The following is a 17,885-nucleotide window of genomic DNA, read 5'->3' on the forward strand; positions in this document are numbered from 1 at the left end:
TAAATTAAATATGTATAATACAAAATAATCAAATAAAACAAGGGGGAAAATTATGTTAATAGGAATAGACTTAGGAGGAACTAATATAGCTGCTGGAATTGTTGATTTGTATGGAGAAATTAAACATCTCAAATCAATTCCAACAAATTCTGAGAGGGGTTATGAAGCAATTGTAAGGGATATTGTTAAATTAGTATTTGAACTATGTGATGAATATGGTATAGATAAGTCAGAGATTAAATCAATTGGAATAGGAATACCTGGAATAGCAGATAAGAAGGGAAATGTTATTTCATGTGTAAATTTAAATTGGAATGATGTACCGTTAAAAATTGATTTAGAAGAATATTTTAAAATACCTGTTTTTGTTGATAATGATGCAACGGTAGCTGCTTTAGCAGAATTTGAATGTGGTGTTATGAAGGGAGCAGAGAGTGGGGTGTTATTAACACTTGGGACAGGTATTGGAGGCGGAATTGTGTTAAATGGAGAAGTATATAGTGGATTCAATGGAGTAGGATCTGAAATAGGTCATATGGTGATTGGAGAAAATTTTTATGACTGTAATTGTGGGAAGAATGGATGTTTTGAAACATTTGCTTCATCAACTGCAATAATAAAATATTCAAAAAAATTATTGGAAGAAACAAATGAAGCATCTTTGTTAAAAGATGAGATAAAGGGAGACTTTACAAAACTTAATGCTAAATTGATTTTCGATTTTGCACAGAAAGGTGATAAGCTTGCATTAAATGCAGTGACAAGATTAATAAAATATCTAGGAATTGGTATAGGTAATATAATAACAATAATGGATCCGGAAATAATTGCAATAGGCGGAGGAATATCAAACGCCGGGGAGTATTTACTTAACCTAGTCAGGGAAGAAGTTGAAAAGAACAAGAATTTTAAAAATATGCCTATAGGTAGGATTGAGTTGGCGAAACTTAGAAACAATGCAGGTATTATTGGAGCTGCAATGATAGGTAAACACGGAATAAGATAATTTTAAAGAGAATCTTGACATAAAAATAAGATTTAAATATAATAATAAAAAAATAGTTGATGAACTTCGTATAACTCCAATAATAGGGTTTGGAGGTCTCTACCAGGAACCGATAATTCCTGATTACGAAGAGAATACATTTTGTATTTTCTTCGTAATCAGGATTTTTTTAACTGTTTTTAATGAGGAGGGTTAAGAAATGAATTTGAATGAGATACCTAAAATTGAACTTCATTGCCATTTAGATGGTAGTTTAAGACCTGCAACTATAATAGATATAGCTAAAATAGAGGGGATAGAGCTGCAACCTATGAATTAGAGTCAATAAAAAAATTAGTAACAGCTCCCTTGGATTGTCCATCACTAGATGAATATTTAAAAAGATTTACTTTACCTATTTCAGTCATGCAGTCTAGTGAATCCTTAGAAAGAGTGGCATTTGAACTTTTAGAAGATGCAGCAATGGAAAACACGAAATATATAGAAGTAAGATTTGCACCGATACTCCATACTAATAAGGGTTTAAATATAAAAGAGGTTATTAAAAGTGTATTAAAGGGGATAAGAAATGCAGAATCCAAATATGACATAAAGGGAAATCTTATACTTTCATGTTTAAGGCATATGCCAGTAGAAACAGCATATGAAATGATTGAAGAAGGAAAAAATTTTATAGGTGATGGAGTTGTTGCAGTTGATATAGCAGGCTCTGAAAAAGAGGGCTTTGTAGAAAATTATGTAGATTGTATGAGACTTGCAAGAAATTATGGTTTCAGGGTAACAATACATGCAGGTGAAACAGGAATTGGTAAAAATGTCTTTGATGCAGTTACTTTATTAGGAGCAGAAAGAATTGGTCATGGCGTTTATATTAAGGATTATGAAAAAGCATATAAGGTTGTAAAGGAAAAGGGAGTTGCTCTTGAAATTTGCCCAACCAGCAATGTTCAGACAAAGGCAGTTTCTTCATATAGAAATCATCCTATCTATGATTTCCATATGGATGGAATTAAGGTTACTATTAACACTGATAACAGAACTGTATCAGGAGTTGATCTTACAAAGGAATATAATATTTTAAGGGATGAATTAAAACTGAAATTAGAAGATTACAGGGATATATATATAAATAGTGTTTATGCATCCTTTGCAGATGAAACAACAAAAAATAAACTACTTAATCAAATTAATTTCAAATAAAGTATTGCATTGTTCTAAAATAGGTGATATACTGATATTCATGGTGGTTGAAAAAACCAATAGAAATAAGATTTAGCACGATTAACAACATTCCCTTTTTATAGGAACGTAATGTGAATCAGTTGTAAATCTTAGTTAATAAAAAGGAGGAATGTTGAAATGGCAGACAAGAATTTAGTATGTAAAGACTGTGGAAAGGAATTTGTTTTCACAGAAGGAGAACAAGCATTCTATAAGGAAAAGGGGTTTGAAAACGAACCACAAAGATGTCCAGAATGTAGAAGAGCAAGAAAACAACAAAACAACAGAGGTTTTAGAAGATAGTTATGTTTTCGAAATTTAGCCTGTAAGATTTATCTTACAGGTTTTATTTTTTTAAAAAATTTATAACGTGTTTTTGAAATATAATTAAAGTACAAATTTGCTAGATGCTTATAATCTGGATTTGTTACGGAATTGGTTAAATAAGCAGATTGGGTTGCATTTGGTTTTCTATTCTGATTGAGGATCGTTACAATGCTTTCAGTATTTTTTATACCAATGCCATGTCCAAAATAGGTGTCGTTTCCAAGATCAATGACATTTTCTCCTTGCCATTGAGATTTTTCAGGATCAAAATCTGGATTTTTGAAATATCTGCAGTCAGCGGGTAAAAAATCTCTATCTTTATAGTAGGTAAATACATTTAAGTCACTATCAATGTAATTCCAATTTCTTAGATAAATATTTTGGAAAGCTGTGTTAAAAAGTTCATCAGGAAATATCTTCAGGAGTGCTTTATAATAAATTATTATAATAGCAGTAGAACACTCAGTAGCATATTTAAAGCTGTTTGAAAAGATATCTTTAATACCTTGAGCAGGGAGGATATCTTTTTTTAATTGGAAGCCACCAGCGGGAGTTAATTCCCAAAAATCAGGGTTGCATCTAGCTTCACTGAATACCTTAAACTGAATTTTACTTTTATTGAATTCTTTTGATGCTTCAATTATATTTATTCTCAGTTCTATCTCAAACTTTAGTTGATTTAATGATGAATAGTTATAAACAAAATCACTTTCAGAAAGAATTTGAAAAATTTTTCTTTCAATTGGATTTAATGCATAATCATTGATAAAAGTTTTTGGAAAAATCGTTTCTGATATTTTAATCATTTTCGCCACCTATAAAAAACATAGTATAATAAATATATTATGACTTTTATAGCAAAATGTGATGAAAATTGAGTAGTGGGATACAAAGGTCATCAGAATGAAGATATTAATTATAATTATAAAATGGATAATTACAATAAAATGATTTTTTTAACATGGTAGAATAGAAAAGCACTTTTATGTTAAAATTTATTGAAGATGACAAGGTGAATATGTATATGGAGAGGGTGAAGGACTATGAAGCTTATATCATGGAATGTTAATGGCTTAAGGGCGTGCGTGCAAAAGGGATTTTTAGATTATTTTAAAAAGGTTGATGCGGATATTTTTTGCATACAGGAAAGTAAGCTGCAGGAAAATCAGATAAATTTAGAACTTGATGGTTATTATCAATACTGGAATTATGCAGAAAAAAAAGGCTATTCAGGAACAGCAGTATTTACAAAAATAAAACCAATAGATGTGACATATGGTATAAATAAGGAGGAACATGATAAAGAAGGAAGAGTTATAACTTTAGAATTTGATGAATATTATCTGGTTACAGTATATACGCCAAATTCCCAGGAAAAATTAGCAAGATTAGAATATCGTATGAAGTGGGAGGATGACTTCAGAAAATACATAAGTTCTCTGGATGAGATTAAACCTGTAATAATATGTGGAGATTTAAATGTTGCACATAAAGAAATAGATTTGAAAAATCCTAACAGTAATAGAAAAAATGCTGGTTTTACTGATGAAGAAAGAAATAAGTTTACGGAGTTCTTAGAATCAGGTTTTATAGATACCTATCGCTTTTTTAATCCAGACAAAACCGGAGTATATACATGGTGGTCCTATAGATTTAATGCCAGAGCTAATAATGCAGGTTGGAGAATAGACTATTTTTGTGTTTCAGAGCGTTTAAAAGACAGACTAGTAAGTGCAGATATACACACAGATGTATTAGGCTCAGATCATTGTCCAGTTGAATTAGTAATAAGCTAATTTACCTTGGGAACTATCTGCAACAAAAGTCAGGAATGATAAAAAATAGCAACTTATTGTAACTAAGCCCCACAAAGGATTTTCATTAACTCCTTTATGGAGCTTTTGTTTTATAAAATTTAAAATAGAATGATGGGAATCTGTGAAGCATAGTTATTTATTTTTTTAATTTAAATTAAATAAATATTTAATAGTTAAATCTTATAATATAAAATTAAGATAGTACAAGCAGTAGTCTAAAGAATTAATTATGTACATTTACATTGTAATGTATACAACAGATAAGGAGGTATATTGTTGCATCGAAGGATAGGAATTTTTTTGATTACTTTTTTTATGATAAGTTTAATTTTTGCTCCTGCTGCAATGGCTGCTACTACTTTAAAATATGGTTCAAAAGGTAAGGAAGTATCAGATCTTCAAAACAAATTAAAAGTTCTTGGATATTATAAAGGGACTGTTACAACTTATTTTGGTGATATGACAAGGGATGCTGTAATTAAATTTCAAAGGGATAAAAAAATTAAGGTTACGGGTATAGCAGATTCTGCAACTTGGAGCGAGCTAAATAAATCTATTAGCTCCAAAAATAAAAATACTAAGGTAACACTTGGGTACAGGGTGTTAAAAAAGGGATGTTCTGGTTCAGACGTAACTGAACTACAAAAAAATTGGTGCAGCTGAAATTTTTAAAAACAAGTACTTTTGGATATTATGGAGACATGACTGTAAATGCTGTAAAGGCATTTCAGAAATCTATAAAAATACCAGTAACTGGTGTGGCAGATAAAAATACAATTAATTTACTGATAAAAGCTTCGGCTGTGCCTAAAGCCAGCAATGGTAAGACTGAAAATCAGCAAAATACAAGCCAGGTTTTTACATTTAAAAAAGGAACACCAGGAAGTTTATCTGGTAAGATTGTAGTTATTGATCCAGGTCACGGCTTTAATGATCCAGGTGTAACACGGGAAAACGTCTATGAAAAAACTATGACACTTGATATGGGACTAAGACTCAAGCGAATTTTAACGGAAGCAGGGGCAATGGTAATAATGACAAGAGCCACAGATGGTAATAGTGGTTATAATTCATTGTATTATCGCTCTGCAGTAGCAAATAAATTGATTGTTGATTTAGAAAGAGAAAAACTGGAAAAAGAGAATGCTGAATTTGAAAAACAGATGTCAAATTTTCAGAATCTATTGATTAGTAAAGGAGCAGAGTTAGAAAAATTAAACTCCGAAGATCGAGAAATAAATAAACAAAAAATAGATGATTTAACTAAGGAAATTGCAGAATTAACAGAGAGCAGCGATGAATTAAAGGAAAAGATTGATTTAAACAAAACAAGGATAGAGGATTTATATAATATGTCATTAACTTTTAATTACTATATAGAACAGCCATCATATAAAGAACGTTACGGAATTATGAAAAATCCACTTGAGATGGCAAAGGTTTTTGAATTAACTAAAGAAAAATATAATAAGGACATAGTATTTGTATCAATTCATTGCAATTCTACAACAGCTGAAACACAAACATCAGCATCAGGTGTTCAAGTTTATGTTCAGACTGAAAATGACACATATTATACAGACTACTATAATAATTATGACTATGAAAGAAGAAAAATTTTAGGAATGAGTTTGCTGCAGGAGTTGAATTTAAGTACAGGCTTTTCAAAGAAATATACAAGTTTATTTAAAAGCAGACTTAGCGTTTTGAGAGAGAATAATCTTCCTTCAGTTCTTGTTGAAATAGGATTTTTTAATAATCCATCGGACTTGAAAATAATCAAAGATCAACAACAAAGAGAAAATGCATCCTTTGGAATGTATAAAGGAATTGAGAAATATTTTGAATATTGGAAAAAGTAATTCTAAAGAAAAAACACCTTTTCTATTGAAAAAATTTCAAAAGATAAAGGTGTTTTATATTAAAAAGTAAAAAGTATGAAGAGGTAAATTAAATTCTATAAAACTAAGTTGTTGTTTAAAGAACCAGAGCTTTAGAATTTTCTAAAAATAAAGCTATTTCATAGCTATCAAGATGGGGTTTTCCTATAACACTATGGTGTGTATTCTTAGTTTTTGTAGTGTGAAAGTCAGATCCCGCAGTATAAAATGAAAAACTATCTTTATTTTCTAAATCAAAATAACAGATGTTATCAGAAATTGAAGCACAATACTTCAATTCTATACCGTCAAAGGGAAATTGTAAAACTTCTGATAAAATTTTTTTGTTTATTCGAATTGGATGAGCTAGAGCAACAGAGGCATCAAAAGCACGCAATAAGTCTATGCCCTCAAGGACAGAAAGTTTATTACCTGAAGTTACTGTATTCATAAATTTATTCATTTCTTTTCTGGCATCTTTGGTTTTATCACATTTCAATAGCTGTAATATATTTTGGAAGATGGAGTCATTATATTTGTTACTTTTAAAATAACCTAAAATATGAACCTTTTCCCCTTTATACTTTGTTGATAGTTCGATTCCAGGAATAACATTAATGCCATATGTTTTACCTGCATTGACAGATTCCTGAATACCTTCTGTTGAATTGTGATCTGTTATGGAAATTAGGTCTATTCCAGATATTTTTGCCATTATAACAACTTCCTCCGGATCTAATTCACCGTCAGAAACGGTGGTATGAATATGAAGATCTGCTTTATTTAACATAACAAACACCTGGCTTAATGAAAATTTTGTACTAAATATGTTCAAAATATATTAGAATAGAGATTAGGATTTGAAATTCTATAAATCAAAAATTCACAAGAAATCTGATCACAAAATTATAATATGGTTTTAAATGTAATAGTGTGATACTTTTTTAACTTGTAAATTAAAGTAATTGAAAATTAAGAAGCTGTTTAGAATAAAATTTGCAGGTTAAATTATCTTTATGAAAGGATGATGGTATATGAAAAAAATATTTTCAATATTTCTAATAGTGTTTATTTTAACTTCATGTATTAATAAAGAAAAAGTTTCTGATGAAGTAAAGCAAAGCTCAGGGTTAAAGAGTTATACTGTAAAGGATTTTTTTCCGTTTCATCCCGATAGAAGAATGAAATATGAGGGTATAGGAAATGAATATGCAGAAAAGGAAGTTTTGGTGGATTATATTGCAGGAGATAGGATTCAATTACGAACTATTAATCCTGGTACTGAGATGGTTCAAGTTTATGAAATTAAAAATGGAGAACTTAGGATTGTTTATTATGAGGGTGAGGTTTATTATAGGGATAAATTTATTGATATGAATAATGATAAATCTGAGATTTTATTGAAGGAACCATTACAGGTGGGTACCCAATGGTATATAAATGATGGTAGAAAAAGATACATTTCCAGTATTAATAAAAAAATAAAATTGCCATTTGGCGAAGTAGAAGCTTTAGAAGTGACAACTGAGGGTAAAGATTATAAAACCTATGATTACTATGCATATAAATTAGGGCATGTGAAATCAGTCTTTGAATCAGGGGAAATGAAAATTGAAACCAATCTTGAAACTATTGAGGAAAAGGCTGTCTTAACAAAAAAAGTAAAAATTTATTACCCTGATTATAACAAGGATAGAATTGTTTATAAATGGGAAACAGTTGATTTTTCAACTAATGATACAATAAAGGATAAACTTGAATATTTTTTTAAAAAACCTCCTTATGAAAATTTAAGCAAAATATTGGGGGAAAATACAAAGATTAATAATATGTATTTTAATTCAAATGATAATGTAGCCTATGTTGATTTGTCAAAGGAATTTATTTCAGAGTTAAATGTTGGTGCGGGTTTAGAGGGTGACATACTGCAAAGTTTAGTAAATACAGTTGGAGAATATTACAATTGTGAAAGAGTTTCCATAACAATCGAAGGCAGTCCATACGAATCAGGCCACATATCCCTAGAAGATAAAAATCCAGTTAAGGTAGAAAAGAAAAATACCATAGAAATTAAATAAGAACTTTAACAAGAAAATTAATTTAAACAAGCTGCAACAAAGTAGGCTAATAACTACAAAAGTTGCAGCTTTATTACTACAAAAATGGGTATATTACCTATATTTACTATAATAGGTATGTGTTATAATAAATTATGAATTCATTAAATGGAGGCTAGTTAAAATGAAATTATTAAAGGCTTTATTTAGGTTATTATATAAACATGCTATTTCATTACTTTTATTAATGATTACAATAGCTGGCATAATTTTAATTTGGATAGATAATAAAGATATAAAAAATGTGACTTCAAGGCCTTTATATCATTTCTATTTTATTGTTCAAAATTCTGTGGATCCTTTTTGGAATGAGGCTATAAAAGGGGCTGAAGAATCTGCAAAGGATAATAATGCAGTAATAGAGGTTTGCAGGCCACGTTTTAATGATCCCCAGGAAGAATTAAAATATATAGATATTGCCACTTTATCCAGGGTTGATGGTATAATAACACATGTTTCCAGTACAGCAGATTTTACTGGGGTAATTGATAGGGCATATTATAAAGGTATCCCTGTTATAACTTTGGAAAACGATGATAGTATGAGTAAAAGATATGCATTTGTAGGTACAAACAGTTATGAGATAGGGAAAAAAGCAGCAGAGCTGCTAATAAGGGCAACAGGGGGAAGAGCAAATATAGCTGTTATTTCAAGTAACGATTCAAACCAAGGGTCCATAGAGTATGGTTTGAAAATGAATGGCTTTTTAAGTACTATAAGACCTTTTCCAGAAATGAAAGTTATCAATAGTTATACTTCACAAATGGGTATATTAAGTGCAGAAGAGATAACACAAAAAATAATCAATTCTAAGGATAATATAAATGCTATTTTTACTGTAAATTCTGCTGATACCTTGGGAGCTGCACAGTTTATTGTTGATAGAAATAAGGTTGGTAAAATCATATTAGTAGGGTATGGGAGTTCAGAGGAAATTTTAAGATATATTGATAAGGAAATAATCTATGGTACAGTGGCTAGTGATCCGTATAAAATGGGTTATGAAAGTTTAAAAACAATGATAGATGTGAAATGTGGTAAAAATGTACCCACTTTTATTGATACAGAGGTAAGAGTAATTACTAAGGATGATTTACTAAAATCAAAGAAAAAGGAGTTTATGGAGAACAAATATTGAATAGGAGTTTATTATGTTGAAGGATATTTTTAAATTTTATGGCATAAGGAAAAAATTAACAACTTACTTCATATTCACAATTCTGCTTCTAAGTAGTACAAGCCTTTTTTCATATTATAACGCAAAGGTTGTACTTAATAATACCAATAATATAATAACTGATTACATTTTTTTAAATAATCTTAAAAACAATGTAAATTCTCTTATGACAGAATTAGAAAAATATTTAACTACTGCTTCGTCAGAAAGTTTGCTCAATTATTATAATTATTATAATAAGCTTCAGGAAATCTCAAGGCAAATTCCTAGGACTATTGAGAATGACAATGAAATATTGATTTTAAAGGATATTGGGAATATGCTGGATGAACTAATGAGTGAAGCGGATAAGGCTGTATCTGCAAAACGTGGAAGAATTAGCAGTAGATATATTGCTAATTTTCAAAGATCTAATGAAATAAGTGAATATATTAGGTTTTACAACAATAAACTTTTAGATAATAAATTAATGGTTGGTTCAGAAAGATATAAAAGAATAAACAATAATATGAATCTTATTACCTATTTAAACTTGTTGGCGATAATAGTCTTGGTTTTTGTTACACTTTATATTGCATTTATTTCTACATATAGATTAACCAGACCAATCTCCAATCTATCTCAGTCTGCTGAGAAGATAGCACAGGGTGATTTTGATATTGAATTAGTTCAGACAAATACTGGAGATGAAACTGATATTCTTGCGGGTGCATTTATAAAAATGGTGGCGAGTATAAAAAATTATATAGATGAGTTAAAAAAACAGGCAGAGGTTGAAAATAAGCTAAAAGAACAGGAATTACAAAACTTAAAAATGGTTAGTTTGTTAAAAGAAGCTGAATTAAAATTCCTACAATCCCAAATTAACCCCCATTTTTTATTTAATACACTAAATGCAGCCGCACAGCTATCAATGATAGAGGGGGCTGAAAAATCTTCAGAATTTATTGAAAATGTTGCGAGTCTCTTCAGATATAATTTAAAGAATATAGAGGAGCTTGTGCCTCTTAGAGAAGAAATTGAACATGTTAAAAATTATATGCAGATATTAAAAATAAGATTTGGTGATAGAATTAATTTTTATCTTAATATAGATGATAGGGCTTTAGATGTAAAGATTCCAAGAATAACACTTCAGCCCATAGTAGAAAATGCATATATTCATGGACTTCAAAATTTAGAAAGAAACGGTGAAATTCATTTAAACGTTAGGATGGAGGATAAGGAGATTAAAATAGAGATAATAGATAACGGTATAGGGATGGATACAAAATGCATAGAAGAAATAATTGGATGGAATTCAAATGAAACATTAACAAAAAAACATGTAACAGGAATTGGTATTAATAATGTATTAGAAAGGCTTGAACTTCTATTTAATATATCAGATAGACGTAATTTGATTGATATAGAGAGTAAAGTAGGGAATGGAACCAAAATAACACTAAAATTACCTTCTATTAATTCATAGATAAAGGAAGTGAATTTCTTTGATAAAAGTGCTAATTGCTGATGATGAATATCTTGTTTTAGAATCTCTTAAGATGATTATAACCAAAAATATTGAAGATGTAAGTATTGTAGCTACAGCTAACAATGGAAGGGAAGCAATTGAAAAGACGTTAAGTATGAAACCAGATGTTGTATTTATGGATATTCATATGCCGGGAATAGATGGAATAGAGGCAATTAAACAAATAAAGACATCAAATAATGATGTATTATTTGTTATACTAACAGCATACGAATATTTTGATTATGCAAAGGAAGCCTTGAATTTAGGGGTTTTTGAGTATTTATTAAAACCAATAAATAAAAATAAATTATTAGATACATTAGGTAATATAAAAAGGGTTTTATATAATAAAAGAAATAGTTTTATACAAGAGGTTGAATTGAAGGAACGAATAAATAAAATGATTCCATTTTTAGAATCAAAATTTATTTCTCATAAACTCTTTAACATCGGTACAGTAAATGAGACTCACTTTTATGAAGATATATTTAATCTAGAATTAAAAGAAGGTTACGTAATAAATATATTATTGGAAAATGAAAACATAAAAAATAAAGAAATAAGTCTGAAACAACATCAGAATATACAGAATTTCTATGATTTAGTTAGTATAAAATTAAAGGGGCTAACGCCATGCCTTATTGGTGAAATATTATTAAATAGAATTACTGTTTTTGTGCCTACAAATTTTAAAGAGGATAAACATATGGTAAGAACAAAATCAACAGGAATTTGTAAAAAATTAGTGGAGAAGCTTGATGGATTAACGAATTTAAATTACAAAATAGGGATTGGAAGGCAATACAGCATTGATAACTTCAGCAAATCATATAATGAAGCATATGTTGCTGTAAATGCCCATAATGAAGCTATTGTAGTACATTTTGAAGACATTATAAACAAAATAAGTTCTTCAGATTTTAACATTGCCTCACTTGAAAACTCATTATTAAATTCTATAATTGCAGGGGATTTTAGTTATGCAAAGGATATATTTAAGGAAATGTACCTTGGATTAACTCTTAAATATAATGAGGATTTAGATAGAATAAAGATAAAGATAATTGAACTTATTTTCTCAATTGAAAGGGGCATACCTTATAAAATTGACTATATAACAGAACTTAAAAAATCTTTAATGCTAAATGTTTTAAAGACAGATTCTAAAGAGGACTTAAACATACAATTTCTTCAGTATTTAACAGAACTTGCTTATGAAATTAACAATCAGAGAAAGGGCAATTTCGAGGGTATTATTCCTAAAGTTTTGGAATTTATAAATAATAATTATGACAAAGATATTTCACTTCAGGATACTGCTAAAAACGTAAACCTAAGCTATCATTACTTAAGTAAAATTTTTAAAGAAGAAATAGGAAAGAGTTTTATCGATTATTTAACCGAACTTAGAATAGAGAAATCTATGAAACTTCTTATTAATCAAAACCTGAGCATAAAGGAAATTTGTCAAAGCATAGGGTATAACGATCCAAATTATTACTGCAAAGCTTTTAAAAGAGTTACTGGTATGACACCAACGGAATACAGATTATTAAAAAATAATAGGAGTGGTAATATTGGTTAAGGATAAGGTTTTAAAAAACTCTCTTATTGCGGCCCTGTCCATTGTTCTAATTATACAAATTGCTTTGATTTTAATTAAAATAGATAAACCAACTGTGAGTTTAAGTAAAACCCAGGATGTAAACCTTAGAGAAGAAAAGAAAATAAAAATAGGATTTTCATTGGGAACTTTAAAGGAAGAAAGGTGGATAAAGGACAGAGATATATTAATGACAAAAGCAAGGGAGTCAGGAGCAGAAATAATTATTCAAAATGCAAACAATGATGATCAAGATCAATTAAAGCAAGTAAGGTACTTAATAAATCAGGACATTGATGTATTGCTATTAGTTCCAAATGATTATAGTAAGGCAGCTGCAGCAGTTGACATGGCAAAAGAAAGGGGTATACCAGTAATTTCATATGATAGGCTTGTTTTAAATTCTAATGTTGACCTTTATATTAGTTTTGACAATGTGAAGGTAGGAGAATTAATGGCTAGAGGTATACTTAATAAAATTAAATCAGGAAACGTACTGATTATTAACGGTGCACAGAATGATAACAACACCAGGATGATCAAAGAGGGATACGATAAAATTCTAAAACCATTTGTAGAGAGTGGCAAAATAAATATTGTTGCAGAGGAGTGGGCCCCTAATTGGCTAAAGGAGTATGCCTTTAACATTGTAGATAAAGAGTTGCAGAAAAGAACAAAACTTAACGCTGTTATAGCAGGGAATGATAGTTTAGCTGAGGGTGCAATAGAGGCATTATCTGAACATAGGCTTATAGGAAAAGTACATGTTGTTGGTCAAGATGCTGATTTATGGGCATGTCAAAGAATTGTTGAAGGAACACAGGTTACTACAATATATAAACCTATTGATAAATTGGCAGATGCAGCAATAGAATTAGCAATAAAGTTAGTTAAAAAGGAACCTGTTAATATAGAAAAGCGTATATTTGACGGTAAATATTATGTTCCCTATTATGTTTTAGAGCCTATTGCTGTTGATAAATCAAATATTGACATTACCATAATTAAAGATGGATTTCATTTAAAAGATGAAGTATACAGAAAATAAAAATGGCAGTCTCAAATCTGAGACTGTAATTTTTTGCAGCAAAAAATTACTATTCAGAAATCTGATTTTTAACATGGACTAATTTGTCCCATTAATACATAAATGAATATAGGGACATTTAAGAAGAAATGTGGAATAATTTAAGTACAAGCTAATTATCAGAAAATTCATAATTAGCAAAAAGTTATGGGAGGTAAAAAAATGAAAAAATTTATCGCTGCGTCATTATTAGTTTTGATGATTTTAGGTTTGACAGCATGTGGTGGCAAAAAAGTTGAAGTTGGTATAGTATTACCAACAAAGGATGAACCAAGATGGGTACAGGATGAGGCTAGATTTAAGGATGCATTAAAGGATACTAATCATTCAGTAGAAATATTATTCAGCCAGGGTTCATCAGCAAAAGAAAAGGAAAATGTTGATGCTTTAATTGCTAAGGGAATAAAGGTATTAATAATTTGTCCACAGGATGGTAGTGCAGCAGCAGCAGCAGCAGAAGCTGCTAAAAAAGAAGGAATTAAGGTTATTTCATATGACAGATTAATAACCAACACTGATGCTGTTGATTATTATGTAACTTTTGACAGTGTTGCAGTAGGTGAAGCTCAGGCACAATATCTAGTGGATCAGGCAACAGGTAAGGGAAATCCATTATATCTATATGCTGGTGCTGCTTCAGACAATAATGCATTCCTATTCTTTGAAGGTGCTTGGAATGTATTACAACCTAAAATTGCTGATGGTACCTTTGTAATTAAGAACTCATCTGAAGCTGTTGCATTACAGGGAAAAGCAAAACTTTCACGTGATGAGATGAGTAAAATAATAGGTCAGGTTACAACAAATTGGGATTTTAATGAAGCTAAAAGCAAAGCAGAAGCTCATTTAACTTCAGCAACAAATGCAGATAAAGGAAATGTTTATATATTAGCTCCTAATGATGGTACAGCACGTGCTATTGCAGATGCATTTGCAGCAGATAAAGCTGTAACAAGCTATAAAATAACAGGTCAAGATGCTGAGAAGGCTTCTGTACAATACATTATAGATGGTAAACAGTCAATGACAGTATTTAAGGACGTTCGTACACTAGTTAAGGATTCAATAACTATGGCTGTTGCCATATTGGAAGGCAAAGAACCAGAAACAACAGGTTCATATAATAACGGTAAAATAGATGTTAAAGCAAAACAAACTGAAGTAATCGTTGTAAAACAAGATAATGTAAAATCTGCACTAATAGATTCAGGATATTATCCAGCATCAGATTTTACAGGATTAAAATAGCAATAAATATGCAACAGATAATTGTGAATAGTGATAGAATGACCTATCACTATTCACTTATACCTTTGAAAAGATAAGGATTTTAAAGGTAGTCAATCTTAATGTCTAATTGAGGAGCGAACTGTATTATGAGTGATTATATATTGGAGATGAGAAACATAACTAAAGTTTTTCCGGGGGTTAAAGCTTTAGATAATGTAAATTTCAAGGTAAAAAAAGGAGAGATACATTGTTTAGTAGGTGAAAATGGTTCAGGAAAGTCTACTCTTATGAAGGTATTAAGTGGAGTTTATCCATATGGGGAATACAAAGGGGATATTATTTTAAATGAACAAATACAAAAATTTACATGTATAACTGATAGCGAAAAAGCCGGCATTGTAACAATATATCAGGAATTAGCTCTTATACCTGAAATGACAATTTATGAAAACATATTCTTAGGTCATGAAATTAAAAAAGGAAGATTTATAGATTGGAATGAGACAGTAATAAAGGCTGAAGAAATGTTGAAAAAGGTAAAATTAAAAATTAACCCTTCCATAAAAGTTAAGGATATAGGTGTGGGGAGACAGCAGCTGGTAGAGATAGCCAAGGCCTTAAGTAAAAATGTTAAGCTATTAATATTAGATGAACCGACAGCTGCGTTAAACGAGGATGATAGTGAAAATTTATTGTATTTAATAAAGGAATTAAAAAAGCAGGGAGTTACCTGTATATTGATTTCTCATAAATTAAAGGAAGTAATTTCAATTGCTGATTCTGTAACTGTTTTAAGAGATGGGAAAACAATTTGTTCTATTGATTGTGATAAAGAGAAGATAACAGAAAGTTTAATTATCAGACACATGGTAGGACGAGAAATTGATGATATATTTCCTAAAAGAAGAAAAAAACAATTCGGTTCAAAGGTGCTTGAGGTAAAAAATTGGACTGTTTATAATCCTATTCTTGGTAGAGAAATTTTAAAAGATGTTGAATTTAATGTACGCAGAGGAGAAATTGTAGGTATAGCAGGACTTATGGGAGCTGGACGAACCGAACTTGCTTTGAGTATTTTTGGAAATCCTCTTGGATATAACATTAAAGGCGATTTATTTGTAATGGGAAATAAAAAAAGATTTTTCAATCCTAAGGATGCTATTAAATCTGGCGTGGCTTATGTTACTGAAGACAGAAAGGGTAATGGTTTAATATTGATTGATGATATTAAATCAAATATTAGTATAGCAAACTTAAAAGCTTTATCAAAACAGGGATTTTTAAATGAGAATGAAGAAATAAAAGTAGCAAATGAATATAAAAATTCTTTAAATATTAAGGCACCTAGTGTTGAACAAAAGGTAGGAAACCTAAGTGGAGGAAATCAACAGAAAGTATCATTGGGAAAATGGCTTTTTATCAAACCGAATGTACTTATTTTAGATGAACCTACTAGAGGAATTGATGTAGGAGCTAAATATGAAATCTATACTTTGATGAATGAGTTAGTTGAACAAGGAATGAGTATTATTATGATTTCTTCTGAATTACCAGAGGTTCTTGGAATGAGTGACAGGGTATATGTAATGTCAGAAGGTAAAATTGTTGGCGAGTTACCAATAGAGGAAGCGACCCAGGAAAAAATAATGGAACTTGCAACTAATTAGGAGGCAGTGTTATGGGATTTTTTGAAGAGGCTAAATATATAATAAAACAAAACATTCGTGAGTATGGAATGTATATTGCTTTGGCTGTTATTATGATAATTTTTACAATTTCAACTGGGGGATTATTTATTTCTTCCAGAAACATAAGTAATTTAATAAATCAAACAGGGTATATAGCTGTTTTAGCTGTTGGTATGACCCTTGTTATAGTTATTAGACATATAGATTTATCAGTTGGTTTTTTAGCTGGTTTTTTAGGTGCAATTGCTGCTATATTGCTGACCAGAACTGGGGTGCCAGTGTTTTTAACGGTTATTATCGTTTTAGTTATGGGTTTATTGATTGGTTTATTTAATGGATATTTAATTGCAAACGTTGGTATTCCAGCCTTTGTTGCAACTCTTGCAGGTATGTTAGTTTTTAGAGGTGCCTTACTTTTGGTAACAGAAGGTACAGGAACAATAATAATACCAAATAAAAGTTTTAATGCCATAGGTAATGGATATATTCCTGATATTGCAAATATCCCTGGAGTTCATCTTTTAACTTTGATATTAGGTATTTTAGCTATAGGATTTTATATATGGAGTGAGTTTAATACCAGACAGAATAAACTAAAATATAATTTTGAAGTTTTATCTTTAAAAATGTTTGTTGCTAAAATTATATTTGTTTCTCTTATAATGGGGTATATAACATGGATATTATCAGGTTACAATGGGCTTTCATGGACAATTGTTATTGTAATAATTGTTGTTGCTATTTACCATATTATTACAACTAAAACATCATTAGGCAGGCATATATACGCAGTAGGAGGAAACCCAGAAGCAGCTAAACTTAGTGGAATAGATGTTAGTAAAATTACATTAGTTGTTTTTGGTTCTATGGGAGCTCTTGCTGCTCTTTCAGGAATTTTATACACTGCAAGGTTACAGTCAGCAACCACTACTGCTGGAACGTTGTTTGAATTAGATGCAATTGCAGCAGCATATGTAGGTGGAGTTTCTGCAGCTGGTGGAGTTGGAAAGGTAACTGGTTCAATAGTAGGAGCATTGGTTATGGCATCCTTAATTAATGGTATGAATTTACTAGGAGTTGGTATATCATATCAATATATTATCAGAGGTGCAGTACTGGCTGCAGCAGTTATATTTGATGTTAAAACACGTAATAAAAGAAAATAATGCTTACTAGTTATCTATTTTAATAACTTCCCTTAAAAGGCCAGAATGTA

The 17,885-nt window shown here is 30.1% G+C and carries 15 protein-coding genes, 1 pseudogene and 1 riboswitch; of the genes and pseudogenes, 14 read left to right on the plus strand and 2 right to left on the minus strand.

Going from position 1 to position 17,885, the window contains the following annotated elements; genetic code table 11:
* Nucleotides 1-52 precede the first annotated feature (52 nt).
* The 3 genes and pseudogenes from Q428_RS06235 to Q428_RS06245 all read left to right on the plus strand — a co-directional run bounded on the left by Q428_RS06235 (nt 53) and on the right by Q428_RS06245 (nt 2,530).
* A complete protein-coding gene (locus Q428_RS06235; RefSeq protein ID WP_035379209.1) occupies nt 53-1,006 on the plus strand; it encodes an ROK family glucokinase in 954 nt (317 codons plus the stop codon).
* Between the two features lie 46 nt (nt 1,007-1,052).
* Nucleotides 1,053-1,152, plus strand: a riboswitch (purine riboswitch).
* Nucleotides 1,153-1,205: 53 nt separating this feature from the next.
* Nucleotides 1,206-2,206, plus strand: a pseudogene (gene add, locus Q428_RS06240) (adenosine deaminase).
* 159 nt (nt 2,207-2,365) lie between these two features.
* Nucleotides 2,366-2,530 carry a zinc-ribbon domain-containing protein gene (locus tag Q428_RS06245; protein ID WP_035379211.1) on the plus strand — a complete coding sequence of 55 codons (165 nt, stop codon included), beginning with the start codon at nt 2,366-2,368 and terminating at the stop codon, nt 2,528-2,530.
* 29 nt (nt 2,531-2,559) lie between these two features.
* On the opposite strand, the gene Q428_RS06250 is transcribed toward Q428_RS06245, so the two are convergent.
* Nucleotides 2,560-3,360 carry a protein-glutamine gamma-glutamyltransferase gene (locus tag Q428_RS06250; RefSeq protein ID WP_035379213.1) on the minus strand — a complete coding sequence of 267 codons (801 nt, stop codon included), beginning with the start codon at nt 3,358-3,360 and terminating at the stop codon, nt 2,560-2,562.
* A gap of 237 nt (nt 3,361-3,597) precedes the next feature.
* On the opposite strand from Q428_RS06250, the gene Q428_RS06255 reads away from it, so the two are divergent.
* The 3 genes from Q428_RS06255 to Q428_RS06265 all read left to right on the plus strand — a co-directional run bounded on the left by Q428_RS06255 (nt 3,598) and on the right by Q428_RS06265 (nt 6,233).
* Entirely contained in the window at nt 3,598-4,350 is a 753-nt protein-coding gene (locus Q428_RS06255; RefSeq protein ID WP_035379215.1) for an exodeoxyribonuclease III, read from the plus strand.
* Nucleotides 4,351-4,686: 336 nt separating this feature from the next.
* Nucleotides 4,687-5,034 (plus strand): peptidoglycan-binding domain-containing protein, encoded by a 348-nt coding sequence (locus tag Q428_RS06260; protein WP_152539080.1) that lies wholly within the window; start codon nt 4,687-4,689, stop codon nt 5,032-5,034.
* Nucleotides 5,025-6,233, plus strand: a complete 1,209-nt coding sequence (locus Q428_RS06265) for an N-acetylmuramoyl-L-alanine amidase (protein ID WP_161633599.1) — start codon at nt 5,025-5,027, stop codon at nt 6,231-6,233. Before Q428_RS06260 ends, Q428_RS06265 begins: the two co-directional genes overlap by 10 nt.
* Nucleotides 6,234-6,348: 115 nt before the next feature.
* Here the strand turns inward: Q428_RS06265 and Q428_RS06270 are convergent, their stop codons facing one another.
* Nucleotides 6,349-7,041 carry a PHP domain-containing protein gene (locus Q428_RS06270; RefSeq protein ID WP_035379217.1) on the minus strand — a complete coding sequence of 231 codons (693 nt, stop codon included), beginning with the start codon at nt 7,039-7,041 and terminating at the stop codon, nt 6,349-6,351.
* A gap of 244 nt (nt 7,042-7,285) precedes the next feature.
* On the opposite strand from Q428_RS06270, the gene Q428_RS06275 reads away from it, so the two are divergent.
* The 8 genes from Q428_RS06275 to Q428_RS06310 all read left to right on the plus strand — a co-directional run bounded on the left by Q428_RS06275 (nt 7,286) and on the right by Q428_RS06310 (nt 17,835).
* On the plus strand, nt 7,286-8,329 hold the full coding sequence (locus Q428_RS06275; RefSeq protein ID WP_035379218.1) for a GerMN domain-containing protein: 1,044 nt from the start codon (nt 7,286-7,288) through the stop codon (nt 8,327-8,329).
* Between the two features lie 163 nt (nt 8,330-8,492).
* The gene (locus tag Q428_RS06280; RefSeq protein WP_035379220.1) at nt 8,493-9,506 is read left to right on the plus strand and encodes a substrate-binding domain-containing protein; all 1,014 of its coding nucleotides are present in this window, start codon (nt 8,493-8,495) and stop codon (nt 9,504-9,506) included.
* A gap of 13 nt (nt 9,507-9,519) precedes the next feature.
* A complete protein-coding gene (locus tag Q428_RS06285; protein WP_035379221.1) occupies nt 9,520-11,016 on the plus strand; it encodes a sensor histidine kinase in 1,497 nt (498 codons plus the stop codon).
* A 28-nt stretch (nt 11,017-11,044) separates the two neighbouring features.
* Nucleotides 11,045-12,646 carry a response regulator gene (locus Q428_RS06290; RefSeq protein WP_242847785.1) on the plus strand — a complete coding sequence of 534 codons (1,602 nt, stop codon included), beginning with the start codon at nt 11,045-11,047 and terminating at the stop codon, nt 12,644-12,646.
* Complete coding sequence (locus tag Q428_RS06295; RefSeq protein ID WP_035379225.1) at nt 12,639-13,712, plus strand: sugar ABC transporter substrate-binding protein; 1,074 nt, start codon at nt 12,639-12,641, stop codon at nt 13,710-13,712. The genes Q428_RS06290 and Q428_RS06295 overlap by 8 nt, the downstream gene beginning before the upstream one ends.
* 201 nt (nt 13,713-13,913) lie before the next feature.
* A complete protein-coding gene (locus tag Q428_RS06300; protein ID WP_084478173.1) occupies nt 13,914-14,999 on the plus strand; it encodes a sugar ABC transporter substrate-binding protein in 1,086 nt (361 codons plus the stop codon).
* A gap of 128 nt (nt 15,000-15,127) precedes the next feature.
* Entirely contained in the window at nt 15,128-16,648 is a 1,521-nt protein-coding gene (locus tag Q428_RS06305) for an ATP-binding cassette domain-containing protein (RefSeq protein ID WP_035379228.1), read from the plus strand.
* A gap of 11 nt (nt 16,649-16,659) precedes the next feature.
* Nucleotides 16,660-17,835: a sugar ABC transporter permease gene (locus Q428_RS06310; protein ID WP_035379229.1), complete on the plus strand. Its 1,176-nt coding sequence runs from the start codon at nt 16,660-16,662 to the stop codon at nt 17,833-17,835.
* Nucleotides 17,836-17,885 lie beyond the last annotated feature (50 nt).

The organism is Fervidicella metallireducens AeB, from assembly GCF_000601455.1.
GTDB classification, from domain to species: Bacteria; Bacillota; Clostridia; order Clostridiales; family Caloramatoraceae; genus Fervidicella; species Fervidicella metallireducens.